The organism is Micromonospora sp. NPDC049366 (genome assembly GCF_044466625.1).
GTDB lineage: Bacteria > Actinomycetota > Actinomycetes > Mycobacteriales > Micromonosporaceae > Micromonospora.
Genome location: NZ_JBITMV010000001.1, coordinates 161,277 through 186,044, shown reverse-complemented (window position 1 = coordinate 186,044; position 24,768 = coordinate 161,277). Strand labels below are relative to the sequence as shown.

Annotated in this window: 21 protein-coding genes; 6 read left to right on the top strand and 15 right to left on the bottom strand. The window is 73.2% G+C overall.

The annotated features are described in order from the left end of the window. Nucleotides 1-32 precede the first annotated feature (32 nt). Both radA and disA read left to right on the top strand, forming a co-directional pair. On the top strand, nucleotides 33-1,490 hold the full coding sequence (gene radA, locus ACIBTV_RS00865; protein WP_396701022.1) for a DNA repair protein RadA: 1,458 nt from the start codon (nucleotides 33-35) through the stop codon (nucleotides 1,488-1,490). 131 nt (nucleotides 1,491-1,621) lie between these two features. After that, nucleotides 1,622-2,806, top strand: a complete 1,185-nt coding sequence (gene disA, locus ACIBTV_RS00860; RefSeq protein WP_396701020.1) for a DNA integrity scanning diadenylate cyclase DisA — start codon at nucleotides 1,622-1,624, stop codon at nucleotides 2,804-2,806. A 93-nt stretch (nucleotides 2,807-2,899) separates the two neighbouring features. On the opposite strand, the gene ACIBTV_RS00855 is transcribed toward disA, so the two are convergent. The 3 genes from ACIBTV_RS00855 to ACIBTV_RS00845 all read right to left on the bottom strand — a co-directional run bounded on the left by ACIBTV_RS00855 (nucleotide 2,900) and on the right by ACIBTV_RS00845 (nucleotide 4,859). Further along, nucleotides 2,900-3,613: a hypothetical protein gene (locus ACIBTV_RS00855; protein ID WP_396701018.1), complete on the bottom strand. Its 714-nt coding sequence runs from the start codon at nucleotides 3,611-3,613 to the stop codon at nucleotides 2,900-2,902. Between the two features lie 140 nt (nucleotides 3,614-3,753). After that, complete coding sequence (locus tag ACIBTV_RS00850) at nucleotides 3,754-4,350, bottom strand: peptide deformylase (protein WP_396701016.1); 597 nt, start codon at nucleotides 4,348-4,350, stop codon at nucleotides 3,754-3,756. Further along, nucleotides 4,347-4,859: a glycine cleavage system protein R gene (locus ACIBTV_RS00845; RefSeq protein WP_396701014.1), complete on the bottom strand. Its 513-nt coding sequence runs from the start codon at nucleotides 4,857-4,859 to the stop codon at nucleotides 4,347-4,349. The genes ACIBTV_RS00850 and ACIBTV_RS00845 overlap by 4 nt, the downstream gene beginning before the upstream one ends. Before the next feature lie 95 nt (nucleotides 4,860-4,954). Here ACIBTV_RS00845 and ACIBTV_RS00840 point away from each other — a divergent pair, with 95 nt between their 5' ends. Further along, the gene (locus tag ACIBTV_RS00840) at nucleotides 4,955-5,866 is read left to right on the top strand and encodes an A/G-specific adenine glycosylase (protein ID WP_396701012.1); all 912 of its coding nucleotides are present in this window, start codon (nucleotides 4,955-4,957) and stop codon (nucleotides 5,864-5,866) included. A 268-nt stretch (nucleotides 5,867-6,134) separates the two neighbouring features. Here ACIBTV_RS00840 and ACIBTV_RS00835 read toward each other — a convergent pair whose 3' ends face one another. The 3 genes from ACIBTV_RS00835 to lysS all read right to left on the bottom strand — a co-directional run bounded on the left by ACIBTV_RS00835 (nucleotide 6,135) and on the right by lysS (nucleotide 11,169). Beyond that, a complete protein-coding gene (locus ACIBTV_RS00835) occupies nucleotides 6,135-8,669 on the bottom strand; it encodes an ATP-dependent Clp protease ATP-binding subunit (RefSeq protein WP_396701010.1) in 2,535 nt (844 codons plus the stop codon). 533 nt (nucleotides 8,670-9,202) lie between these two features. Continuing rightward, nucleotides 9,203-9,547 carry an Lsr2 family protein gene (locus tag ACIBTV_RS00830; RefSeq protein ID WP_197677479.1) on the bottom strand — a complete coding sequence of 115 codons (345 nt, stop codon included), beginning with the start codon at nucleotides 9,545-9,547 and terminating at the stop codon, nucleotides 9,203-9,205. 113 nt (nucleotides 9,548-9,660) lie between these two features. Beyond that, nucleotides 9,661-11,169, bottom strand: a complete 1,509-nt coding sequence (gene lysS / locus ACIBTV_RS00825; protein ID WP_396701007.1) for a lysine--tRNA ligase — start codon at nucleotides 11,167-11,169, stop codon at nucleotides 9,661-9,663. An 88-nt stretch (nucleotides 11,170-11,257) separates the two neighbouring features. On the opposite strand from lysS, the gene ACIBTV_RS00820 reads away from it, so the two are divergent. Then, nucleotides 11,258-12,007 carry a class I SAM-dependent methyltransferase gene (locus tag ACIBTV_RS00820; RefSeq protein WP_396701005.1) on the top strand — a complete coding sequence of 250 codons (750 nt, stop codon included), beginning with the start codon at nucleotides 11,258-11,260 and terminating at the stop codon, nucleotides 12,005-12,007. Between the two features lie 42 nt (nucleotides 12,008-12,049). Here the strand turns inward: ACIBTV_RS00820 and ACIBTV_RS00815 are convergent, their stop codons facing one another. From ACIBTV_RS00815 to ACIBTV_RS00785, 7 genes are all read right to left on the bottom strand, one after another. Then, the gene (locus tag ACIBTV_RS00815; RefSeq protein WP_396701003.1) at nucleotides 12,050-12,808 is read right to left on the bottom strand and encodes a type III pantothenate kinase; all 759 of its coding nucleotides are present in this window, start codon (nucleotides 12,806-12,808) and stop codon (nucleotides 12,050-12,052) included. 71 nt (nucleotides 12,809-12,879) lie between these two features. Then, nucleotides 12,880-13,776, bottom strand: a complete 897-nt coding sequence (nadC, locus tag ACIBTV_RS00810) for a carboxylating nicotinate-nucleotide diphosphorylase (RefSeq protein WP_396701001.1) — start codon at nucleotides 13,774-13,776, stop codon at nucleotides 12,880-12,882. 55 nt (nucleotides 13,777-13,831) lie between these two features. Beyond that, nucleotides 13,832-15,526 (bottom strand): L-aspartate oxidase, encoded by a 1,695-nt coding sequence (locus ACIBTV_RS00805; protein ID WP_396700999.1) that lies wholly within the window; start codon nucleotides 15,524-15,526, stop codon nucleotides 13,832-13,834. Between the two features lie 136 nt (nucleotides 15,527-15,662). Next, nucleotides 15,663-16,556 carry a septum formation family protein gene (locus tag ACIBTV_RS00800; RefSeq protein ID WP_396700997.1) on the bottom strand — a complete coding sequence of 298 codons (894 nt, stop codon included), beginning with the start codon at nucleotides 16,554-16,556 and terminating at the stop codon, nucleotides 15,663-15,665. A 101-nt stretch (nucleotides 16,557-16,657) separates the two neighbouring features. Further along, nucleotides 16,658-17,083 carry an aspartate 1-decarboxylase gene (gene panD, locus ACIBTV_RS00795; RefSeq protein WP_396700995.1) on the bottom strand — a complete coding sequence of 142 codons (426 nt, stop codon included), beginning with the start codon at nucleotides 17,081-17,083 and terminating at the stop codon, nucleotides 16,658-16,660. A 32-nt stretch (nucleotides 17,084-17,115) separates the two neighbouring features. Then, the gene (gene panC / locus ACIBTV_RS00790; RefSeq protein ID WP_396700993.1) at nucleotides 17,116-17,961 is read right to left on the bottom strand and encodes a pantoate--beta-alanine ligase; all 846 of its coding nucleotides are present in this window, start codon (nucleotides 17,959-17,961) and stop codon (nucleotides 17,116-17,118) included. Nucleotides 17,962-18,019: 58 nt separating this feature from the next. After that, on the bottom strand, nucleotides 18,020-19,003 hold the full coding sequence (locus ACIBTV_RS00785; protein WP_396700991.1) for a Rossmann-like and DUF2520 domain-containing protein: 984 nt from the start codon (nucleotides 19,001-19,003) through the stop codon (nucleotides 18,020-18,022). Between the two features lie 193 nt (nucleotides 19,004-19,196). Between ACIBTV_RS00785 and ACIBTV_RS00780 the strand changes: the two genes are divergently transcribed. Together ACIBTV_RS00780 and ACIBTV_RS00775 are read left to right on the top strand one after the other, a co-directional pair. Beyond that, nucleotides 19,197-20,174 (top strand): SAM-dependent methyltransferase, encoded by a 978-nt coding sequence (locus tag ACIBTV_RS00780; protein ID WP_396702013.1) that lies wholly within the window; start codon nucleotides 19,197-19,199, stop codon nucleotides 20,172-20,174. Next, on the top strand, nucleotides 20,171-21,358 hold the full coding sequence (locus tag ACIBTV_RS00775; protein WP_172836489.1) for an NADH-quinone oxidoreductase subunit D: 1,188 nt from the start codon (nucleotides 20,171-20,173) through the stop codon (nucleotides 21,356-21,358). The genes ACIBTV_RS00780 and ACIBTV_RS00775 overlap by 4 nt, the downstream gene beginning before the upstream one ends. 293 nt (nucleotides 21,359-21,651) lie before the next feature. Here ACIBTV_RS00775 and ACIBTV_RS00770 read toward each other — a convergent pair whose 3' ends face one another. Together ACIBTV_RS00770 and ACIBTV_RS00765 are read right to left on the bottom strand one after the other, a co-directional pair. Beyond that, nucleotides 21,652-23,391 (bottom strand): hypothetical protein, encoded by a 1,740-nt coding sequence (locus tag ACIBTV_RS00770; RefSeq protein WP_396700988.1) that lies wholly within the window; start codon nucleotides 23,389-23,391, stop codon nucleotides 21,652-21,654. 221 nt (nucleotides 23,392-23,612) lie between these two features. Continuing rightward, on the bottom strand, nucleotides 23,613-24,617 hold the full coding sequence (locus ACIBTV_RS00765) for a glycine betaine ABC transporter substrate-binding protein (RefSeq protein WP_396700986.1): 1,005 nt from the start codon (nucleotides 24,615-24,617) through the stop codon (nucleotides 23,613-23,615). Nucleotides 24,618-24,768: the final 151 nt, after the last annotated feature.

The window sequence follows — 24,768 nt, the reverse complement described above, 5'->3', positions numbered from 1 at the left end:
TTTTCGTCGTACGACACGGCTAGCGTCCGGTTGTGACCACCTCCCGATCCACCTCCCCGCGCGGCGGCGCGGCGACCGGTTCGCGGGGCCGTGCCTCCGCCCGCGAGCCCCGGCCTGCCTACGAATGCGACGCCTGCGGGCACCAACCGCCCAAGTGGGTGGGGCGCTGCCCGGAATGCGGCGAGTGGGGCTCGGTGGTCGAGTCGACGATCACCGGCCCGACGGTCTCCGGCCGGGTGGTCAGCTCGCGGATGCCGGCCGAGCCGGCCCGACCGATCGCCACGATCAGCGCCGCGCCGGCCCGGGCCCGCCCGACCGGCGTGAGCGAGCTCGACCGAGTCCTCGGCGGCGGCCTCGTGCCGGGCGCGGTGGTGCTGCTCGCCGGCGAGCCGGGCGTCGGCAAGTCCACCCTGCTGCTCGACGTGGCCCAGCAGTGGGCCGCCGGAGCCGGCAGCCCCTCGCTCGTGGTCAGCGGTGAGGAGTCGGTCAGCCAGGTCCGCCTGCGGGCCGAGCGGATGGGCACCCTGCACGACCAGCTCTACCTGGCCGCCGAGAGCGACCTGGCCGCCGTCCTCGGCCACCTCGACGCGGTCAAGCCGGGGCTGCTGGTGCTCGACTCGGTGCAGACCATCTCCACCACCGGCACCGAAGGGGTGCCCGGTGGGGTGACCCAGGTCCGCGCGGTCACCGCCGCTCTCGTGTCGGTCGCCAAGGAGCGCGGCATCGCCACCGTGCTGGTCGGTCACGTCACCAAGGACGGGCAGGTGGCCGGTCCCCGGGTGCTGGAGCACCTGGTCGACGTGGTGCTGCACTTCGAGGGCGACAAGCACTCCTCGCTGCGGATGGTGCGCGGGGTCAAGAACCGCTTCGGCGCCGCCGACGAGGTCGGCTGCTTCGAGATGCACGAGGGGGGCATCACCAGCCTGGCCGACCCCTCCGGGCTCTTCCTCACCCGCTACTCCGAGCCGGTGCCGGGCACCTGCGTCACAGTGGCGATGGAGGGGCGTCGGGCCCTGGTCACCGAGGTGCAGGCGCTGATCGGCGCGACGGTGGCCGGCTCGCCCCGGCGCACGGTCTCCGGGCTCGACTCGGCCCGGCTCGCGATGGTGCTGGCGGTGCTCCAGCGACGCACCGAGCGGCTCACCCTCCACGACCGGGAGGTCTTCGCGGCCACCGTGGGCGGCATCCGGGTGGTCGAGCCGGCCGCCGACCTCGCGGTCGCCCTCGCGGTCGCCTCCGGCGGGCTCAACCTGGCCATCGCGCCGCACCTGGTGGCGATCGGCGAGGTCGGCCTGACCGGCGAGGTCCGCCGGGTGGGCGCGGTGCCGCGGCGGCTCGCCGAGGCCGCCCGGCTTGGTTTCCGCGTCGCGCTCGTCCCGCCCGGCTGCGGCCCGCAGTCCACCGGCGCCGGGCCGGAGCAGATGAAGGTGATGGAGGTCACCGATGTCCGCTCGGCGCTGCAGCATGCCGCCCGCGCGTCGGCCGAGTGACCGACGGTGGCCGCCGCACGGGAGCGCGGGGGCGATAACGGACAGCCGACCCGGGGTCGGGCAGGGGGCATCGTGACACATCACAGTAACCACGACAGCACCCACCGCACGGCAGTCCGTAGACTGTGCCCGTGCCGATCGACCGCGACACCACCAAGCCTGCCGGCACGACGCCCCACGCCCGCACCGGCGCCGTGGGTTCGCCGGCCCGTCCCATCAGCATGAGCGTGACCGGAGGCACCGTCGGCGCGGGCGGCGACCCGCTGCGGGCCAACCTGGCGTTGATGGCGCCGGGCACCGCTCTGCGCGACGGCCTCGAGCGGATCCTGCGGGGGCGCACCGGCGCCCTGATCGTCCTCGGCTACGACAAGGTGGTCGAGGGCCTCTGCACCGGCGGCTTCCCGCTCGACGTCGAGTTCTCCGCGACGCGGGTGCGCGAGCTGTGCAAGATGGACGGCGCCGTGGTGCTCTCCAGCGACGGCACCCGCATCGTCCGGGCCGCCGTGCACCTGATGCCCGACCCGTCCATCCCGACGGAGGAATCCGGCACCCGGCACCGGACGGCCGAGCGGGTGGCCCGCCAGACCGGCTACCCCGTCATCTCCGTCAGCCAGTCCATGCGGATCATCAGCCTCTACGTCAACGGCCAGCGGCACGTGCTGGACGACTCGGCGGCCATCCTGTCCCGGGCCAACCAGGCCCTGGCGACCCTGGAGCGCTACAAGCTCCGGCTCGACGAGGTCTCCGGCACGCTGTCCGCGTTGGAGATCGAAGACCTGGTCACCGTGCGCGACGCGGTGGCGGTGGTGCAGCGGCTGGAGATGGTCCGCCGGATCGCCGACGAGATCGCCGGCTACGTGGTCGAGCTGGGCACCGACGGGCGCCTGCTCGCGCTCCAGCTCGACGAGCTGATGGCGGGCGTCGACGCCGACCGCACCCTGGTCATCCGCGACTACCTGCCGGCCGGCCGCAAGTCCCGCACCCTCGACGAGGCGCTGGTCGAGCTGGACCTGCTCGGTGCCACCGAGCTGATCGACCTGGTCTCGGTCGCCAAGGCGATCGGCTACCCGGCCGCCTCCGACGCCCTCGACGCGGCGGTCAGCCCGCGCGGCTTCCGGCTGCTCGCCAAGGTGCCCCGGCTACCGGTGCCGGTGGTCGACCGGCTGGTGGTGCACTTCGGCAGCCTCCAGCGGCTGCTGGGCGCCACGGTGGAGGACCTCCAAGCCGTCGAAGGCGTCGGCGACGCCCGGGCGCGAGGCGTCCGCGAGGGCCTGTCCCGGCTCGCCGAGGCGTCCATCCTCGAACGGTACGTCTGACCGCTTCCGACGGGTCGCGCGCCCAGCCCGGGCCTGAGACGCCGGGGTTGGTGACTGACCGCCCGCTGCCCGGGCGCGCCCGTCGGGCCCGGCTCAGCCGGTGATGGTCAGCTTGACCGGCTCGCTGAGCTTGGTGCCCACCCGCGCGAAGACCTGGTAGGTGCCGGCGGGCGGGTTAGGCCCGTTGGCCACCCCGTCGGCGCAGCGGGTGCTGTCCTGGCCGTTCCAGGCGATCTGGTAGGAACGCTCGAAGTTCGGCGTGAACGACTGGACGTCGGAGCCCTTGCCGGTGCCGCAGGTGTCGGAGGACCAGATCTTCTCCGCCCCCGACTTGATGAACAGCTCCTGGAGGTCGGCGCCCACATCGCGGCTGCACGTACGGTCGGAGATGTTCTTGATCTTGAGTTGCAGGTCGACCGGCGCGCCGCGCTGAACCGTGGCCGGCTTCGCCACCGGGATCACACTGATCTCGGCGTCCGTGCAGCTGCCGTCGTCACTTCCCCCGGCCGCCGGCGCCACCGGCGGAGCCTCGGGGGGTGACGTGGGCGCATTGCTGGGCCTCGTCTGCACCTCCGGCGCGTCCGACGGCTCAGCGGACGGCGGTGCCCCCGTCTGTGGCGTGAGCACCGAGCCCGTCGGCCCCGGGCTGGCCGAGGAGGTCGAGCCCGCGCGAGGGTTGTCGTCGCCGTTACCCGACCCGGTGCACGAGTAGAGCAGGACAATCAGGAAGAGAAGCCCCGCTCCGAGTACGACGGCGCGACGCCGCCAGTAAACGGCGGGTGGCAGGGGGCCGACCGTCAGACGCATGATGCCCCCACCGTAGTGGCGCATGCCCCGGCAACCATCGCGACGCGCCGGAGCGTCACCAGACCGCGCAACGGATCAGTCCACTGTCGACGGCGTGGCCCGGTTATCGGGCGCCGCCGCGTCGGGCTCGGGCGGCGCGGTCAGAGGTAGACCTTGCGCTGGTAGACGGCGTGAGCGCCGGCAACCCGGTCGAGGAAGAGCAGGCCGGCGCAGTGATCGATCTCGTGTTGCAGGGCCCGCGCCTCGAAGCCGTCAGTGACCAGCCGCACCGGCTTGCCCGTGCCCGGCAGATCCCCCTCGACCACCAGCCGGCTGGCCCGCTTCACGTCACCGGTGAGGTCGGGCACCGACATGCAGCCCTCCCGTCCCGGCTTCCACCGGCTCGCCTCGACCACCCGGGCGTTGCACAGCACGAACGTGCCGTGCACGGTGACGGTCTTCGGGTGCCCGGTCACGTCGACCGCGAACACCTGCGCACCCACGCCGACCTGCGGCGCCGCCAGACCGACACAGCCCGGCGAGACCCGCATCGTGGCGATCAGGTCCGCCGCCAGCCGCACCGTCTCGGCCGAGGTCGGGTCCACCTCGACGCCGGCCCGGCTGAGCACCGGGTGTGGGGCGGCCACCACCGTACGTACCTCACCAGAGGCGTCCAGCGTCTCCGGTGTCCAGTCGCCGAGGCCGACGTACTCCTCGTCGCCGCGGGCGGCGTCCGGCCCGCTCCGCTCGCCCGTCACAGCAGGTCCGGATCCGCCGGCCGAAGGCTGACCTCGACGCCCAGTTCGGCGGCCGTCGACGCGAGCCGGGCCGCCAGCGCGTCGGCGACGCCCGGCGGCAGGTCCACCTCGGCGACCACGACGTACAGCGATCCGGTGAGCCGCGTACTCAGGTCGGTCACGTTTCCCCCGCCCTCGGCGAGGACCCGGGTCATCGCCGCGACGATGCCCATCCGGTCCGCTCCGTGCACCGCCATCACGTACGGCTCGCCGCCCGGCGCCGCCTCGCCGTCCGGCGTGACCGCGCGTACGGTCGCCAGCAGCTGCCCGTCGGCGGCGAGCGGGGCGAGCGCGGCCTCGACATCGGCGGCGGCCGGGCCCACGCAGACCAGGGTCATCGCGAAGTGTCCCCGCAGCCGGGTCATCGTGCTGTCGGTGAGGTTCGCGCCCAGCCGGGCGAGCACCTCCGCGACGTCGGCGACGATGCCCGGCCGGTCCCGGCCGATGACGGTGATCGCGAGCTCGTTCATCAGGGCATTCTGCCCGATCCGGCGGCGCTGTCCCGGCCACCCGGCCGGCCCGCCCACCCTCCGGGACCGGCACGCGTGACATCATCGGCGGCACCATGACTGAACCGACGTTCGCCGACCTGGTCAGCCGCTGGTACGAGGAGAACGCCCGCGACCTGCCGTGGCGCAAACCGGACGTCGGCGCGTGGGCGATCCTGGTCAGCGAGGTGATGCTCCAGCAGACGCCGGTGGTGCGGGTGCTGCCCGCCTGGGAGGCGTGGCTGGCCCGGTGGCCCGTGCCGGCCGCGCTGGCCGCCGACAGCCCCGCCGAGGCGATCCGGATGTGGGGGCGGCTCGGCTACCCGCGCCGGGCGCTGCGGTTGCGCGAATGCGCGGTGGCGATCGTGGAACGGCACGGCGGCTCGGTCCCGGACCGACTGGACCAGCTGCTGGCCCTGCCCGGCGTCGGCACATACACGGCGCGGGCGGTCGCCGCCTTCGCGTACGGGCAGCGGCACCCCGTCGTCGACACGAACGTCCGCCGGGTCGTCTGCCGGGCCATCGCCGGTGAGCCCGACGCCGGCCCCACGACCCGGCCTGCCGACCTCGTCGCCACCGAGGAGCTGCTCCCCGAGGAGCCGGCCGCGGCGGCGCTGGCCAGCGCGGCGTTCATGGAACTGGGTGCACTGATCTGCACGGCCCGGACCCCCCGCTGCGGCCAGTGCCCCGTGGAATCGACCTGCGCGTGGCGCGCCTCCGGGCAGGAGGCGCCGGCCGGCCCCACGCGACGACCCCAGCGGTACGCGGGCACCGACCGACAGGTCCGTGGCCTGCTGCTGGGGGTGCTGCGCGAGGCGACCGGCCCGGTGCCCCACCAGCGCCTCGACCAGGTGTGGGCCGACGACGTCCAACGCGCCCGGGCGCTCGCCGGCTTGGTCGAGGACGGCCTGGTCGAACCGGTCGGCGCCGAAGCGTTCCGCCTCGTCGGCGACGGTCCGTCCCTGCCCCTGCCCGACCTCGCCCGCTGACCCGCCCCGTCGGCGCTCGTCGGCTCGCAGGGCCCGCCGGCTGATCGGCCCGGACCCCGGGTGGGACCGAGGCCGGGGCCGGGGGTGGGCCCGGGGGGGGATCCGCTCGGGATCAAGGACGTCGGGGTTTCCGCGCCGGGCGGACCGCCCGACTTCAGGGAAGCCGAGTTGATCAACGCCCGTTGCGGGGCCGAGCCAGGTCGGGCGCAAAAGGGTGGGGCCCCGGCGGCTTTCGCCACCGGGGCCCCACCCCTGCTACCTGTTGGCCTTACTCGTCCGCACCGGCCGGGGCGGCGGTGCCGCCCAGGTCGGCGGGAACGGCGTCCGGCACGGTGACCGGCTTGTCCGCACCCCGGAAGACGAGCTTGGACTTGTCGATGTTGTTCGGGTCGCCCTCGCAGTCCACCACCACGATCTGACCCGGGGTCAGCTCGTTGAAGAGGATCCGCTCGGACAGGTTGTCCTCGATGTCGCGCTGGATCGTGCGACGCAGCGGACGCGCACCGAGAACCGGGTCGAAGCCCTTGGTCGCCAGGTACTTCTTGGCGTTCTCGGTCAGCTCCAGACCCATGTCCTTGTTCTTCAGCTGGGTCTCGATCCGGGCGATCATGATGTCGACGATCGACAGGATCTCCTGCTGACGCAGCTGGTGGAAGACGATGGTGTCGTCGATCCGGTTGAGGAACTCAGGCCGGAAGTGCTGCTTGAGCTCGTCGTTGACCTTCTGCTTCATCCGGTCGTAGTTGGACTCGGAGTCCTCCGACGCCTGGAAGCCGAGCGACACCGCCTTGGCCACGTCACGCGTGCCGAGGTTGGTGGTCAGGATGATGACCGTGTTCTTGAAGTCCACGATCCGACCCTGACCGTCGGTGAGCCGACCGTCCTCCAGGATCTGGAGCAGCGTGTTGAACACGTCCGGGTGGGCCTTCTCGATCTCGTCGAAGAGGACCACCGAGAACGGCCGACGCCGCACCTTCTCGGTCAGCTGCCCGCCCTCGTCGTAGCCGACGTAGCCGGGAGGGGCACCCACCAGCCGGGAGACCGTGTAGCGGTCGTGGAACTCGGACATGTCCAGCTGGATGAGGGCGTCCTCGCTGCCGAACAGGAACTCGGCCAGCGCCTTCGACAGCTCGGTCTTACCGACACCGGACGGGCCGGCGAAGATGAACGAGCCCGACGGACGCTTCGGGTCCTTCAGGCCGGCGCGGGTACGCCGGATCGCCTTCGAAACCGCCTTGACCGCGTCCTCCTGGCCGATGACGCGCTTGTGCAGCTCGTCCTCCATGCGCAGCAGACGCGAGGTCTCCTCCTCGGTCAGCTTGTAGACCGGGATGCCGGTCCAGTTGCCGAGCACCTCGGCGATCTGCTCGTCGTCGACCTCGCTGACGACGTCCAGGTCACCGGCCTTCCACTCCTTCTCCCGCTGCGCCTTCTGGCCGAGGAGCTGCTTCTCCTTGTCCCGCAGCTGGGCGGCGCGCTCGAAGTCCTGCGCGTCGATCGCGGACTCCTTGTCGCGCCGGACCTGGGCGATCCGCTCGTCGAAGTCGCGCAGGTCTGGCGGCGCGGTCATCCGCCGGATCCGCATCCGGGCACCGGCCTCGTCGATCAGGTCGATCGCCTTGTCCGGCAGGAAGCGGTCGGAGATGTAGCGGTCGGCCAGGGTCGCGGCGGCGACGAGAGCGGCGTCGGTGATGCTCACCCGGTGGTGCGCCTCGTAGCGGTCGCGCAGGCCCTTGAGGATCTCGATGGTGTGGGCCAGCGAGGGCTCACCCACCTGGATCGGCTGGAAGCGGCGCTCGAGAGCGGCGTCCTTCTCCAGGTGCTTGCGGTATTCGTCGAGGGTCGTGGCGCCGATGGTCTGCAGCTCACCACGGGCCAGCATCGGCTTGAGGATGCTCGCCGCGTCGATCGCGCCCTCGGCGGCACCCGCACCGACCAGGGTGTGGATCTCGTCGATGAACAGGATGATGTCGCCGCGGGTGCGGATCTCCTTGAGCACCTTCTTGAGGCGCTCCTCGAAGTCACCGCGGTAGCGGGAACCGGCGACCAGCGCACCGAGGTCGAGGGTGTAGAGCTGCTTGTCCTTCAGCGTCTCGGGCACCTCGCCCTTGATGATCTTCTGGGACAGCCCCTCCACCACGGCGGTCTTACCGACACCGGGCTCACCGATCAGGACCGGGTTGTTCTTGGTACGGCGGGAGAGCACCTGCATGACCCGCTCGATTTCCTTCTCGCGCCCGATGACCGGGTCGAGCTTGCCCTCACGGGCGGCCTGGGTCAGGTTGCGGCCGAACTGGTCCAGCACGAGGCTGGTCGACGGCGCGGCCTCACCCGCCGCGGCGCCCGCCGCGGCCGGCTCCTTGCCCTGGTAGCCGGAGAGCAGCTGGATCACCTGCTGGCGCACCCGATTGAGGTCGGCGCCGAGCTTGACCAGCACCTGGGCGGCGACGCCCTCACCCTCGCGGATCAGACCGAGCAGGATGTGCTCCGTGCCGATGTAGTTGTGGCCGAGCTGCAGCGCCTCGCGCAGCGACAGCTCCAGCACCTTCTTGGCCCGCGGCGTGAACGGGATGTGCCCGCTCGGCGCCTGCTGGCCCTGGCCGATGATCTCCTCGACCTGCTGCCGGACGCCCTCCAGGGAGATGCCGAGGCTCTCCAGAGCCTTGGCGGCGACGCCCTCACCCTCGTGGATCAGGCCCAGCAGGATGTGTTCCGTACCGATGTAGTTGTGGTTGAGCATCCGGGCCTCTTCCTGGGCCAGGACGACAACCCGTCGCGCTCGGTCGGTGAACCGCTCGAACATGCCCTCGTGCTCCTCACGTGCCGTGCGCCTTGATGGTCAAGATCTTGGCGGGGCCGGTGCGCGGACGTCCGGGACGGGCGTCCGTGCCTCATTACTCTATCGCCGCGGACCGACTCAGCTGAGGTCGTGTGTCTCCGGCGGGAGCCTGGTTCGCGTCGTTTTGCACAACCGTGCGCGCTCAGGAGGTGTTCCGGGGCCTCCGGCGCTACGCGCAGAGCGAAATTCGACCCACTCGTGGACGGGGCCGTTCGCGCCCGGCAGGGTCGGTTCCGCGTCAACGGGGCCCGCTGTCGGGCCACCCGGGAGTTGTCCACAGGCTGTGGACGGAATCTCCACCGGTTGTGGACAACGTCGCCGGCCGGGGGTTTCTTCCCCGTCCCGGATCATCGCATAGGGGACAGAGACCCCAGAGGGGGATGAGCACACCAGACCGCCCCGGAAGCGGCACGCCGGCCGGGCCGGGAATGCGGCGACGCCGGCCCGGAGGAGATCTCCGGCCCGGCGTCGGGGTCGCCTGTGCGATTTCGCCTCGGTCAGCGCCGGGCGTGGAACTCGTCGACGATCTCCTGCGGGATCCGGCCCCGGTCGGAGATGTCCTTGCCGGCCTTCTTGGCCCACTCGCGGATCGCCTTGTTCTGCTCCCGGTCGGCGGTGGCGCCGCCCCGGCCGCGTGCCGCCCGACCGCCGACCACCACGCCGCCGCGGCCCACCTTGGTGCCGGCACCCACGTACGGCGCGAATACGTCACGCAATTTCTCGGCGTTCGCACTCGACAGGTCGATCTCGTACTGAACGCCGTCGAGGGCGAACTTGACGGTCTCGTCCGCGTCCCCGCCGTCCAGGTCATCGACCAGCTTGTGAATGATCTGCTTGGCCACGTCCCACATTCCTTTCGAGCAGGGTGCTCCTGCTAACTCGCAAGCACAATAACCCGCGCGACGCTCGCCGCGTCAATAGGATGCGGTATAGATGGCCCGGCAGCGGCCGTGGACTACTCGGGCCGGACCAACGGGAACAGGATCGTTTCCCGAATTCCCAGCCCGGTCAGCGCCATCAGGAGCCGGTCGATTCCCATTCCCATACCACCGGCCGGCGGCATTCCGTACTCCATGGCCCGGAGGAAGTCCTCGTCGAGGCGCATCGCCTCGTCGTCGCCACGGGCGGCCAGCTGCGCCTGGGCGACCAGCCGCTCCCGCTGCACGACCGGGTCGACCAGCTCCGAGTACGCGGTACCGAGCTCGAAACCGAGAACGTAGAGGTCCCACTTCTCGGCCAGCCCCGGCTCGCTGCGGTGCGCCCGGGTCAGCGGGCTCGTCTCCTCCGGGTAGTCGCGGACGAAGGTGGGCGCCTGAAGACCTGGCACCACCAGTTCCTCGAACAGTTCCTCGGCAAGCTTGCCCGGACCCCACTTCGGGTCGACGGCGAGACCGACCTTGTCGGCGTACTCGACGAGGCGGGCGCGCTCGGTGCGGACCGTGACCTCTTCACCGAGAGCTTCGGAAAGCACACCGAACAGGGTGACCGAACGCCACTCGCCGCCCAGGTCGAACTCCTGTCCGTCGGCGTGCGTGACCACCGTCGAGCCGCTCACCGCGATCGCCGCCTGCTGGACGAGATTGCGGGTCAGCTCGGCCATCGTGTCGTAGTCGCCGTACGCCTGGTAAGCCTCCAGCATCGCGAACTCCGGTGAGTGCGACGAGTCGACGCCCTCATTCCGGAAGTTGCGGTTGATCTCGAAGACCCGGTCGACACCACCGACCACGGCCCGCTTCAGAAACAGTTCCGGCGCGATTCGCAGATACAGATCGGTGTTCAACGCATTGCTGTGGGTCACGAATGGGCGAGCCGCCGCGCCACCGTGCAGCAACTGCAGCATCGGGGTCTCCACCTCGATGAAGTCCCGCGCGTGCAGCGAATCGCGCAGGCTGCGGACGGCCGCCGCCCGGGTGCGGACCATCTGCCGGGCCTGCGGACGGACGACCAGGTCGACGTAGCGCTGGCGGACCCGGGCCTCCTCGGAGAGCGGCTTGTGGGCGACCGGCAGCGGGCGCAGGGACTTGGCGGTGACCGCCCACTCGTCGGCCAGCACCGACAGCTCGCCGCGGCGGCTGGTGATCACCTCGCCGGTGACACCGACGTGGTCGCCGAGGTCGACCAGGCGCTTCCAGTCCTCCAGCCGCTGCGCGCCGACCCGGTCGAGCGACAGCATCGCCTGCAGCTCGGTGCCGTCGCCGTCCCGGAGAGTGGCGAAGCAGAGCTTCCCGGTGTTGCGTACGAAGATCACCCGCCCGGTGACCGAGACCCGGTCGCCGGTGGCGGTGTCGGTCGGCAGGTCCGCGTAACGCGCGCGGATCTCGGCGAGCGTGTCCGTACGCGGAAAACCGACCGGGTAGGGCTCCACGCCCTCGGCGAGCATCCGGTCCCGCTTCTCCCGGCGGACCTTCATCTGCTCGGGAAGGTCGTCGGCGGGGTCCACTGGCAGGGCGTTCTGCTCGGTCACGGCACGCTTCCTCGTCACGGAGATACGGGGGGTCAGGCCCGAGCGTACTCAAGGCCCCACCGGGCCGTTACCGGATAACCTGCCCGTCATGGTTGATCACACTCAGGCTCTGTCCTTCGGTGTCGCCGCAGCAGACTACGACCGGTTCCGACCGCGTTATCCCGAGGACGCCGTGCGCTGGGCGCTGGACGGCGTGGCCACCGGCGACGCGCCCGCCCGGGTCGTCGACCTCGGTGCGGGCACCGGAATCCTGAGCCGCGCCGTCCTGGCCCTCGGCCACCAGGTGGTGCCGGTGGAGCCGGACGACGGCATGCGGGCGCAGCTCGCGGCGGCCACCCCGGGCAGCACGCCGCTGGCCGGCAGCGCCGAGGCCGTGCCCCTGCCGGACGGGTCGGCCGACGCGGTGCTGGTCGGCCAGGCGTACCACTGGTTCGACCGGGAGCCGGCACACGCCGAGATCGCCCGCGTGCTGCGCCCCGGCGGCACCTTCGCCCCGATCTGGAACACGCGCGACGAGACGGTCGGCTGGGTGGCGGAGCTGGGCCGCATCGCGCACATGGGTACCAGTTCGGGGAACGTGATAGAGCGGTACGCGGACTTCGGCCCCGCGTTCGGCGCGGTCGAGGTGGGCGAGTTCCGGCACACGACCACGCTCACGCCGGACGAGATCCTGGGAATGATCGGCACCCGCTCGTACTACCTGACCGCCTCGGAACAGGAGCGGGAGACGGTCGACCGGGAGCTGCGCGACCTGCTGGCCACGCACCCCGACCTGGCCGGGCGGACGACCGTCGAACTGCCGTACCGGACGGTCGTGCTGCGGGCCCGGCGGCGCTGAGAGGCCCGCGCGGCGCGGGACACCCGGCGACGCCGGGTGTTCTCAGACGTTGCGCTCGTAGACCATCCGCAGCCCGATCAGCGTGATCATCGGCTCGTGGTGGGTGATCGTGCGGCACTCGTTGATCACCAGGGAGGCGAGCCCACCCGTGGCGATCACCGCCTTCACCTCGCCCAGCTCCTCGCTCATCCGCTCCACGATGCGGTCCACCTGACCGGCGAAGCCGAAGTAGAGGCCGGCCTGGAGGCACTCGACGGTGTTCTTGCCGATCACCGAACGCGGCCGGGTCGCCTCGACCTTGCGCAGCTGGGCCGCGCGGGCGGCGAGCGCGTCGAAGGAGATCTCGATGCCCGGCGCGAACGCGCCGCCGAGGAACTCACCCCGGCCGCTGATCACGTCGAAGTTGGTCGTCGTACCGAAGTCCACGACGATCGACGGCCCGCCGTAGAGGGTGTAGGCCGCCAGGGTGTTCACCACCCGGTCGGCGCCCACCTCCTTCGGGTTGTCGATCGCCAGCTGCACGCCGGTGCGGACCCCGGGCTCGACGATCACGCTGGGCAGCTCGCCGTAGTAGCGGGCGAGCATCGTCCGGAGGGAACGCAGCGCCGCCGGCACCGTCGAACAGGCGGCCACACCGGTGATCTCCACAGCGTCCCCGGCGAGCAGGCCCCGGAACATGAGCCCCAGCTCGTCGGCGGTCGACCGGGCGTCGGTCTTGATCCGCCATGAGTGCACCAGCTTGTCGCCGTCGAAGGTCGCCAGCACGGTGTTGGTGTTTCCGATGTCGATGCAGAGCAGCACGCTCGAAGCCTAGACAACGACCGTGCGGGCGGGCACGGACCGGCCGGCCCGGCCCGCCCGTGCCGGCCGGCTCATTCGGTACGCAGGTCCAGCGCGATGTCGAGGATGGGCGACGAGTGGGTCAGCGCGCCCACCGACAGGTAGTCGACGCCGGTCGCCGCGTACCGGGCGGCCACCGCCAGGGTCAGCCCACCGGTCGCCTCCAACTCGGCCCGGTCGCCCACCGCGGCCACCACCTCGACCAGCTCCTCCGGCGTCATGTTGTCGCAGAGCAGGAAGTCCGCACCGGCCTCCACCGCCTCCACCGCCTCGGCGACGGTGGTCACCTCGACCTGCACCGGCACCGCCGGGAACGCCTGCCGCACCCGCCGGTACGCCGCGGTGATGCCGCCCGCCGCGAGCTTGTGGTTGTCCTTGATCATCGCGACGTCGTAGAGGCCGAGCCGCTTGTTGGTGCCGCCGCCGGCCCGCACCGCGTACTTCTCCAACGCCCGCAGGCCGGGCGTCGTCTTCCGGGTGTCCAGCACCATCGCCTTCGTGCCGGACAACGCGTCGGCCCACGCCCGGGTGTGCGTCGCCACCCCGGACATGCGGCACAGCAGGTTCAGCGCCGTCCGCTCGGCGGTGAGCAGCAGCCGGGTCGGCCCGGTCACCGTCGCCAGCACGTCACCGCGGGCCACCCGCTCCCCGTCGGCGGCCACCACCGAAACCTCGACGGTACGTTCCGTGCCGGTCACCTCACCCACCAGCTCGAAGACCGCGGCGGCCACGGCCAGCCCGGCCACCACACCGTCGGCACGGGCCACCAGGTCGGCGGTGTCGGTCTGCTCGGCCGGGATGGTGGCGACGCTGGTGACGTCGAGGAAGTCCGGGCCCAGGTCCTCGCTCAACGCGTTGGCGACCACCACGCGCACCTCGGCCGGGTCCAGGCCACCCGCCCGCAACGCCTGCTCCGTCGACTCCCTCACCGGACTCCCTCTCCTCGCGACTGCGGGGCTCGCAAACCCGGCTCACTCCTCGCGCTCACGGCTTCCCCTCCCACTGCTGCGTCAACCGATCGTCTGCGCCGACCGCCTCCACGAGGTGGCCCAGCCACCGGTCGTCGGCCGTCGGGAAGTCCTCCCGCCAGTGGCACCCGCGGGTCTCCTGCCGGGCGTACGCGGCGGCGACCAGCGTCGACGCCACGGTGAGCAGGTTCGTCGCCTCCCAGTCCGCCATCCGGGGGCGACCCCGGCCGGCGCCCAGCTCCGTCAGCGTGCCGGCCGTCGCGGTGAGCGTCTGCGCCGACCGCAGCACCCCGGCACCCCGGGTCATCGCCCGTTGCAGCGCCGGGACGCCGTCCGCGGGCACGACCCATCCGGTGCCGCCGACCCAGGCACCGGTCTCCGCCGGGCGGGCCTGCTCGGGCAGGCCGGCGGCGATGTCCTCGGCGATCCGGCGGGAGAAGACCAGCCCCTCCAGCAGCGAGTTGCTGGCCAGGCGGTTGGCGCCGTGCACGCCCGTGCAGGCGACCTCGCCGCAGGCGTACAGGCCGGGGATCGACGTACGGCCGTACAGGTCGGTGCGGACACCGCCGGAGGCGTAGTGGGCGGCCGGGGCCACCGGGATCAGGTCGGTGGCCGGATCGACCCCGATGGCCAGGCAGGACGCCACGATCGTCGGGAAGCGCCCGGCCAGGAAACTCCCACCCAGGTGCCGGGCGTCGAGGTAGACGTGGTCCGCGCCGGTCGCGAGCAGCACCCGGTGGATGCCCTTGGCCACCACGTCCCGGGGCGCCAGCTCGGCCAGCTCGTGCTGCCCGATCATGAACCGCTTGCCGTCGGCGTCGACCAGGTGGGCGCCCTCGCCGCGCAGCGCCTCGGAGACCAGCGGCTGCTGGGCGTGGGCCACGCCCGGCACCCGGGCGTGTTGCGGCACGATCAGCGCGGTGGGGTGGAACTGGACGAACTCCACGTCGGTCACCGCCGCGCCGGCCCGCATCGCCAGCGCCACCCCGTCGCCGGTGGAGACGGCGGGGTTGGTGGTGGCCGCGAAGACCTGGCCCATACCTCCGGTGGCCAGCACGACCGCCCGCGCCAGCAGCGCGCCGACGCCGTCCTCGCTGCCCTCGCCGAGCACGTGCAGCGTGAGCCCGCAGGCCGGGCCGAGCCCGCCCGGACCGTCACCGGGAGCCCGCAGCAGGTCCAGCACCAGGGCGTGCTCGATCAGCCGGATCCAGGGATCACGGTGGACCGCCTCGTGCAGCGCGCGCTGGACCTCCGCCCCGGTGGCGTCACCGCCGGCGTGCACGATCCGGTCGGCCCGGTGGCCGCCCTCCCGCGTCAGCATCAGCGAACCGTCCGGGTTTCGGTCGAACTCGGCGCCGAGACGCATCAGCTCGCGCAGCCGGGTCGGCCCCTCCTCCACCAGCACCCGGACCGCCTCCGGGTCGCAGAGCCCCACGCCCGCGATCTCGGTGTCCGACGCGTGCGCCGCCGGCGTGTCCAGGGGGTCGAGCACCGCGGCGATGCCGCCCTGCGCCCACCGGGTCGAGCCGTCATCGATGTTGACCTTGGTGACGACGGTGACGTGCAGGCCCGCCTCGCGCAGGTGCAGCGCCGCGGTGAGCCCGGCCACGCCGGAGCCGACCACGATGACGTCGGTGGTCTCCACCCAACCGGGCGCGGGCGCGGCCAGCAGACCGGGCAGGGCCGGCAGGTCGACGGTCGGTAGGTCCATGAACACAGTCAACCGTGAACGACGCTCAGGAGAGGCATCGGGGGCGCGACGAGTGGTTTCGGCTACCTCGTCCCGCACCCGTTCGGGTGGCCCGCCCGGCGGACGCAGGCCGCGACGGACGGCGGGGCCGCCGGCGTCAGCGCGTGCGTACGGGCAGGCCGGCCGGGCCGGCGCCCTTGAGCGAGACGGTCACCGTCCGGTCGCTGAGCCACAGGTAGCAGCGCACTCCCCGGTCACCGGCCTGCCACCGGCCGGCGCCGGGCGGGCGCACCACGACGCCGCTGCGGTAGCGCAGGTCGGTGTCGTCAGGTACGCCGACGTAGCGGCCCAGCACCGTCCGGCAACCGGTGTAGAGCGGCAGCCAGTCCGCGTCCCGGGTCGGGTAGGGGCGGTCCGGTGCCGCCCACACGCCGACGAACTCGGCGTCGTGCCGGGTCGCGCACTCCACCGGCAGCAGCGTCTGCACCCCGCCGCCCCGGCCGGAGCGGGTCTGCTGGCAGCCCAGCCGCAGCGGGGACGGGCCCTTCAACGCGTCGCGCAGGCTGCCGGTGCGGGTCACCACGGTGGCGGCCGCCTCGACCGTGTTCAGCTCCGACACGTCGCACCGGTACCAGCGGGAGCCGGCCGACCAGCCCGCGCCGGACGGCAGGGCGACGGAGAGCCGCAGCCGGCCCGCGCGCCAGTCGTCGCCGACGTACCCGCTGGCCCGCGCGTCGCACTCGGCGAACGCCCCACGCATCGGGGCGGAGCCGCCGGCGGGTGGCGTGGCCGACTCCAGCGGGAAGGCCCCCACGTGGACCGTCTCCACCCGGTGCGGCCCGGCACAGTCCACCGGCTGGTACGCGGCCGGCGTCACCACCTCGGCGAAGTCGCCCGCGTGGCACACCCCGGCGGCCGGCGTGAACGCCGCCGCGACCGGCAGGGCGGGCCAGTCGTCGGTCAGGTCGCCGTCACCGTCGTCCGCCGCGCAGCCGGCGAGGAGGGCCCCCGCGGTGGCGACCACGAGCAACACGATCGACGAACGGCGCATCGCGGCCTCCCCCAGCCACCGCCCGCCTGCCGACGGGTGTGACAAGGGTAACGAAGAATGACCATCCCCTGACAGACCGCACGCCCAGCCCGGGCGGGAGGTCAGTGGGTGGCGGCGTACGGGTTGGGGATGGGGGCGCCGGCGGTGCCGGGGGCCGCGTTCGCGGGGTCGGAGTTCAGCTCGACGACGCGGTTGCCCGCGTCCACGTGCACCACCCGCGGTCGGTACGCCCGCGCCTCGGCGTCGTCCATCTGCCCGTACGAGATCAGGATGACCAGGTCGCCGGGGTGCACGAGGTGGGCCGCGGCGCCGTTGATGCCGATCACGCCGCTGCCGCGCTCGCCCGGGATCACGTACGTCTCCAGCCGCGCCCCGTTGGTGATGTCCACGATCGCCACCATCTCGCCGGGGAGCAGGTCGGCGGCGTCGAGCAGGTCCTGGTCCACCGTCACCGAGCCGACGTAGTGCAGGTCGGCCTGGGTCACGGTGGCGCGGTGGATCTTCGACTTGAGCATGGTTCGGAGCATCGGATTGTGCCTTTCGGGGGGTCGTGCGGAGGTCAGGATCGGGGGGCGAGCACGATCGCCGTGTTGTCGATCAGACGGGTGGCGCCGACCCAGGCCGCGACGAGCAGCCGGGCCGGCCCGCTGACGGGTCCCGGCTCCAGGTCCGGGTCGGTGAGCACCAGGTAGTCCAGCTCGGCGCCCGGCGTACCGGCACCGAAGGCCCGGTGCGCGGCGGCCAGCACCCCGCCGGCGTCCTGCCCCTGCTCGGCGGCCTCGACGCCGGCACGCAGCGCTGCCGACAGGCTCAGCGCCGTGGTCCGCTCGGACTCCGACAGGTAGCGGTTGCGGCTGGACAGCGCCAGACCGTCCGGCTCGCGGACCGTCGGTACGCCGATCACCCGGACCGGTACGTCGAGGTCACGGGCCATCCGCCGGACCAACGTCAGCTGCTGGTAGTCCTTCTCGCCGAAGAAGGCGAGGTCGGCACGGGTGAGCTGGAACAGCTTCAGCACCACGGTGAGCACTCCGTGGAAGAAGCCCGGCCGGCTCTGCCCCTCCAGCTCCTCGCCGTGCGGACCCGGGTTCACCCGGACCAGCGGCTCACCGCCCGGGTACATCTCCTCCCGGCCCGGCGCGAAGACCACGTCGGCGCCGGCCCGTCGGCACACCTCAAGATCGTCAGCGAGGGTTCGCGGGTAGCGGTCGAAGTCCTCGTTCGGCCCGAACTGCAGCGGATTCACGAAGATGGTCACCAGGACGTGGTCGGCCTGCTCGCGAGCGGCCCGCAGCAGCGTCTCGTGCCCCTCGTGCAGGGCGCCCATGGTCATCACCACGCCGACCGTGCCGGTCAGCGCCCCGCGGGCCTTGGCCAACTCCTCGCGGGTCGTCACCAGTTGCATGCGGCCCCCACCTCCCGATAGATCAGCGTGACCCGACCGTCGGCCATTCCCCGACCGGTCACGCCGCCACCTCCCGCTGGCTGTCGGCGAGCACACCGAGCAGCGACGCGGCGTCGGCCGGGCGCAGCCGGCCGGCGGAGATCGCCCGGTCGGCGGTGCGCCGGGCCAGCGCCAGATAGGGGGCGACCGACTCGGGCGCGGTCGCGGCCAGGTGGGCCAAGTGCCGCTCGACAGTGCCGGCGTCGCCCCGGGAGACCGGGCCGGTCAGGGCGTCGTCCCCGAGCCGCAGGGCGTTCTCCAGCGCGGCCCGCAGCAGCGGTGCGAGCACCTTCTCCGGCTGGGCCACCCCGGCGTCGCGCAGCCGGTCGGCCGCCTCGTTGACGAGGGTCACCAGGTGGTTCGCGCCATGCGCCAGCGCCGCGTGGTACAGCGGACGGTCCGCCTCACCGATCCACTCCGGCACGCCGCCGAGGTCGGCGACCAGCCGGGCGGCCAGCGGACGCAGCTCGGCCGGGGCGGTCACCCCGAACGAGATGCCGGCGAGCCGGCCGAGGTCGTCCGGCGTACCGGTGAAGGTCATCGCCGGGTGCAGGGCCAGCGGGTGGGCACCGACCGCGGCGGCCGGGGCCAGCACGTCGAGGCCGTGGGCGCCGGAGGTGTGCGCGACCACCTGGCCGGGGCGCAGAACGCCGCTGTCGGCCAGGGCGGTCACCACGCCCGCGAGCGCGTCGTCCGGCACGGCGATCAGCAGCAGATCCGCCGCGGCCCGGGCCACCACGGTCACGGAGCGTCGTGGAACGGCGGGGAGCAGCAGGGCGGTACGGGCACGGCTCGCACCGGAGCCGCCGGTGACGGCCACCACCCGGTGACCGGCGGCGGCGAGCGCGGCACCCAGCACGGCGCCGACCCGCCCGGCGCCGATGACGCCGACGGTCAGGGTGCGGGGAAAGACGGCAGCCGGCACGCCGGGAAGGGCACGGCCCGCGGTGGCGGCGGCCCGCCGAGGGGCGGCGGCCGGGCGCGGGCGCAACGGTGCGCTCATGGCAACGATCCAGTCCTCGAGAAGGGGTACCGGTCGATGGCAAGTATGCGCCCGGGCCACCCGATCGAAACACTGATGTGAAAACCTTCACCGCCCGGCGCGGGGAGCAGCCCGGAACCCGGCTGACCGTAGGGTCGGCACGGTGAGGGTTCCCCCGACGGATGAGCCGACGCCGGTGCGCTGGCGGGACGCGATGGACCGGGCGCTCTACGGGCCGGGGGGCTTCTTCGTCTCCGGCGCCGGGCCGGCCGACCACTTCCGCACCAGCGTGCACGCCTCCCCCACCTTCGCCGACGCGCTGCTGCGCCTGATCGGGCACGTCGACGCGGCCCTCGGCCGACCCGACCGGTTGGACGTGGTGGACGTCGGCGCCGGGCGGGCGGAGCTGCTGAGCACGTTGGCCCTGGCCGCCGGCGAACCGCTCGCCGGCCGGCTGCGGTTCACCGCCGTGGAGCGGGCACCCCGACCGGACGGCCTGCCCGCCCGGATCGTCTGGGCGGAGGAGATCCCGGACCGGATCACCGGTCTGCTCCTGGCCACCGAGTGGCTCGACAACGTGCCCCTCGACGTCGCCGTACCCGGCCCGCACGGCTGGCACTACCTGCTGGTGGACCCGGCGACCGGCGCCGAGACCGTCGGTGGACCGGTCGACGACGAGGACGCCGGCTGGCTGGCGACGTGGTGGTCACCGCCCGACCGGGCGGACGGCGTACGCGCCGAGATCGGTCGCAGCCGGGACCTCGCCTGGGCCGGGGCGATCGGCCGGATCGAGCGAGGGCTGGCGCTGGCCGTCGACTACGGGCACCTGCGGGACGGCCGCCCGGTCGACGGGACGCTGACCGGGTACCGAAGCGGTCGTCAGGTCCCACCCGTGCCGGACGGGACGTGCGACGTGACAGCCCACGTCGCCGTCGACTCGGTCGCCTCCGCCGGTGAGCGGGTCGCCCGGTGCGCGTACGCCCTCGGGTCGCAGCGGGAGGCGCTGCGGGCGCTCGGGGCCGACGGCGGGCGACCGCCGCTGAGCCTGGCCGCCAGCGACCCGGCGGGGTATGTGCGGGCACTGGCTGCGGCGTCGGCGGTGGCCGAGCTGACCGACCCGGCCGGGCTCGGCGGGCACTGGTGGCTGCGACAACCGGTCGGCGTCGAGCCCGACCGGCTCGTGGCACGATGACGGGCATGACCACCGACGCCGGGGACCTCCGCGAGCTGACCGTCGGCACCGGGGCGGGCCTGGTGGCGGGCACCGGTGGGCAGCAGCTCGGCACGGACATGGTGCTCAACATCGGTCCGCAGCACCCGTCCACGCACGGCGTGCTCCGGCTGAAGCTCGTCCTCGACGGCGAGCGGGTGGTCTCCGCCGAGCCGATCGTCGGCTACATGCACCGGGGCGCGGAGAAGCTCTTCGAGGTCCGCGACTACCGGCAGATCATCGTGCTGGCCAACCGGCACGACTGGCTGTCGGCGTTCTCCAACGAGCTGGGCGTGGTGCTCGCCGTGGAGCGGCTGATGGGCCTGGAGGTGCCGGAGCGGGCGACCTGGCTACGGATGGCGCTCGCCGAGCTGAACCGGGTGCTCAACCACCTGATGTTCCTCGGCTCGTACCCGCTGGAGATCGGCGCGATCACCCCGATGTTCTACGCCTTCCGGGAACGGGAGACGCTCCAGGCCGTCATGGAGGAGGTCTCCGGCGGCCGGATCCACTACATGTTCAACCGGGTCGGTGGCCTGAAGGAGGAGGTCCCGTCCGGGTGGACCGGCCGGGCCCGGGCGGCGATCGGCGAGGTGCGTCGGCGGATGCCCGACCTCGACGACCTGATCCGGCGCAACGACATCTTCCTCGCCCGGACCGTCGGCGTGGGCGTGCTCCCGGCCGCCGACGCCGCCGCGTTCGGCGCGTCCGGGCCCGTCGCCCGGGCCTCCGGACTCGATCTGGACCTGCGTCGCGACGAGCCCTACCTGGCGTACGACGAGCTGGACGTGCCGGTGGTCACCCGCACCGCCGGCGACTGCCACGCCCGGTTCGAGGTGCTGCTCGACCAGGTGTACGTCTCACTCGACCTCGCCGAGCGCTGCCTGGAACGGGTCGACCGGCTCACCGGACCGGTGAACACCCGGCTGCCGAAGGTGGTCAAGGCACCCGAGGGGCACACGTACGCCTGGACCGAGAACCCGCTCGGCATCAACGGCTACTACCTCGTCTCGCGCGGCGAGAAGACGCCGTGGCGGTTGAAGCTGCGCACCGCGTCGTACGCGAACGTGCAGGCCCTGGCCACCCTCCTGCCGGGCTGTTTGGTGCCGGACCTGATCGCCATCCTCGGCTCGATGTTCTTCGTGGTCGGCGACATCGACAAGTAGCGGCTGGCCGGTCACGCCTCTCGGGGTGGCCATCCGGGTCGCCCCCACGCGGCCACCGGCTCGCCGTCCAGAGCCCCGGGGTCGGTCGGCGCCTGTGCCGCCGGCTCCCCAGGGTCGGTCCGCGCCCTGCGTCGCCGGACATTAAAGGTCAGTCAGCGCCTGTCGAGCTGCCCCATATCTGGGGCGCCCCAGATATGGGGCAGCTCGACAGGACCGGCGGAGGGACACGGCGGTAACCCGCGCGTCACCAGCGCGTCGGCGGGCGGGCGGCGCGTCAGCGGGCGGGCGGCGCGTCAGCGCCAGCGGGCGCCCCCGGCGCGGGGTGCGTCGTCCTGCGGCGGGTAGCCGTAACGCTCATCCTCGTGCCGCGCCCGGCGGCCCACCCGCTCCGGCTCGACGTCGGCCGGTGGCTGGTAGCCGCGCTGGCGCGGAGGCCGCCACTCGTCCGGCACCGGCACGCCGCCCGCGGGCAGCGCCGCACGCTCCTCCGGCTCGGACCAGCCGCCGCGCCAGCCCTCGTCGCCACCACGGTCGTAGTCCCGGCGTGGCTCGTCCCGTTCCTGGCGCGGCTCCTCGCGGCGGACCGACGCCCACCGGTCGGCCATCCGGTACTCGGTGCCCGTGGCGTCGGCGTGCACCTCGGCGCGGCGCTCGCCGATCCGTAGTTCGCGGCCGTTCTCGTCGTCCCGGACCGCCGCCCACCGGTCACCGGAGCGCAGCTGCGCCCAGTACGCCCCGGTGTCGTCGGGCCGTTGCGGCCGGTCCTGGCCGCCCCGCTCGACGGGCCCGGCCCAGCCGGCTTCACCCGCCCCGGCCTGGTCCGTCCAGCTCGGCTGGTCGTCGGACCCGGACCACGCCCGTTCGTCCCGACGCCCGTCCCAGGCCCGGTCGTCGCGCTGCCCCTCCCAGTCGACCTCGTCGCGTCGGCGTGGCTGACCCGCCCACTGGCGCTCGTCCCCCGGCCGGACCCGCTCGTCCGACCCGGCGTACCCGGACCACGACCGCTCCTCCGGCCCGGCACCCGGGCCCGACCAGGAGGGCTCGTCCTGGTGCCCGGCCGTCCACTGCCGGTCCTCCGAGGTGGGCGACCACGAGCCGGAGTACCCGCCGCCGTAGCGGCCGCCGACCGGCTCGGCCGGTCCCCCGTCCACGATCGTGTGGCGGGTCGTCACATGCACGGTCTCGGTGTGCCGAACCACGCCGCCGCGATGCCCCGGCTCCGGCCGGGCCTCGTGCTCAGCCGGACGGGCCGCGGCACCGTAGACACCCGGCTGGGCCGGAGCGCCGTACGCGCCGGGCTGGGCGGCACCCCCGTAGGTGCCGGACTGGGCCGGCGCGGGTCGATCACCGCCGCCGTAACCGCCGGCCGGGGAGCGTTCCGCCCCGTACCCGCCGGCCGAGGACCGCTCTGCCCCGTACTCGCCGGCAGGCGGACGTGCCGTGCCGTACTGGCCGGCCGGTGAGCGGTCGGCGGCGTACCGGCCGGGCTGCACCCGCCGGCCCGTGTCCTCGTCGTCCGCCCAGTCGGCCCGTCCGCGCCGGGGCGCCACGTCCTCCGGAGCGGCCGCACGGCCCCGGCCCTGCGGCACGTCCTCGGCCGGCTCCGCGACGGGCACCCGCGCCCGGCCCGCACCGGCCGGTTCTTCGGTGCCGGCGAGGGCGGCACCGGTCGCGTCGAGCCGCCGGCGCACCGCGACGATCGCCTCCTGGGCGCGCTGGGCCTGGTCGAGCGCCTGGTTCCCGCGCTGGGCGGCAGCCACGATCTCACCGCGCAACTCCTGGCGAAGCTGGTCCAACTCGTCCAGCAACTCCTCGCGCGCCTGACCGCCGTCACCGCCGGGCCGCAACGCGATCGACAGGCCGATCAGGACCACGGCCACGATGGCGAGCACCGCGGCGAAGCGCAGCGGGCCGTTGCCGTCCGCTATCAGCAGGATCAACGCCGCCAGCGGGGCCAGCCCGACCCCGCTCCAGAAGAGCACGGTCAGTAGCGTCGGACTGCGCTTGGCGTCGGAGTCGACCGAGGCGGGCATGGCTGTGCAGCCTACCGAGAGTTGCGGCCCGTGGGAACGGGCCCACGAAGCGGGGGGGGGGGGGGGGGGGGGGGGGGGGGGCGGGGGGGGGGGGGGGGGCGCGGGGGGGGGGGGGGGGGGGGGGGCCCCGCCCCCCCCCCGGGGCGGGCGGGGGGGGGGCGCGCCCCCCCCCCCCCCCCCCGGCCGGCATCGAGGAGTCGGGCGTCACCGCCCGTGACGGATCAGCTGCTGGCGAGAGCGCCGTCCGAGGAGAAGACCAGGCCGACGCTGGCGCTGCCGGTCTTCAGCGCGTTCTTGGTCTGCGGGCCGCCGGCGTCCAGCGAGCTGAACGAGCCGGCCTTGAAGTCGTAGACCTCGACGAGGCCGGCCTGGCACTTCGGCCGCTGCGGGCACTCCGGCGGGCCGGCCAGCACGGTGGCCTGCCCGGAGCACTTGCCGGCCAGGTCCGAGAGGGTACGCACCGAGTATTTGTCGGCGAACGCCTTGGTGACCGCGAAGGCGTTCTGGTCCTGCGCGGCGGACGGCTTCCCGAACGTGATGCCCACCTTGTCGCCGCTGGCACGCAACGCGGTGACGGTCTTGTCGAGATCCGGGGAGGAGACCGGCTGGGCGTTCTGCCCGTTGGCCTTGGTGTTGAGGAACTCGGCCATGGTCGCCGCGTACTCCGGGACGACCTGGATCTCGCCCTTCTCCAGGGCCGGCTCGTAGAGCTCGCGGCTGCCGATCTGCTGCACGCGGACCTGGTAGCCGGCCGTGGTGAGCGCGATCCGGTAGAGCTCGGCGATGGTCTGGCTCTCGCTGAAGTTTCCGGCGCCGACCACGATCTGTCCGCCCGGGCCCTTCGCGATCCCGGCTGTCAGGTTGTTGGCCGTCGCGAACTCCTCGGCGGCCACCTTCGGGGTCTTGCGGTCGACGTCGACTGCCTTGTTGAGCTGGATCAGCTTGGGCGTGTCCAGCGCGGCCGAGACCTTGTCGAGGGCCGCGACCAGCTCCGGCTTCGCCACGTCGGCGTTCACGGCCGGGATGACGTTGTCGGTGTTCTGCAGCTTCTTGTCGTCGTCGAGGACCACCAGCTGGTCGCCGGCGACCGGTGCGCAACCCGCACCGCTCGCGGCCTGCTGGGGAGCCTCGGTGCCGGAGGAGCCGGCGTCGCCGCAGCCGCTCAGCAGCCCGGCGGTGGCGAGGGCGGCCGCCGCGCCGACGGCCAGCCGTGTACGTGCGCGCATGATGCCCGCCTTCCGTGTCCCGGCGCGACCCGTCCCGGGCCGGCCGCGTGTCCGACGGGCGATCCCGCTTCGGCTCGCCCGCGATATCCCAGCCAACATCCTGCCCTCGGCGTACGACAACCTGAGGCGAACTTCGTCACCGGATCGTCAT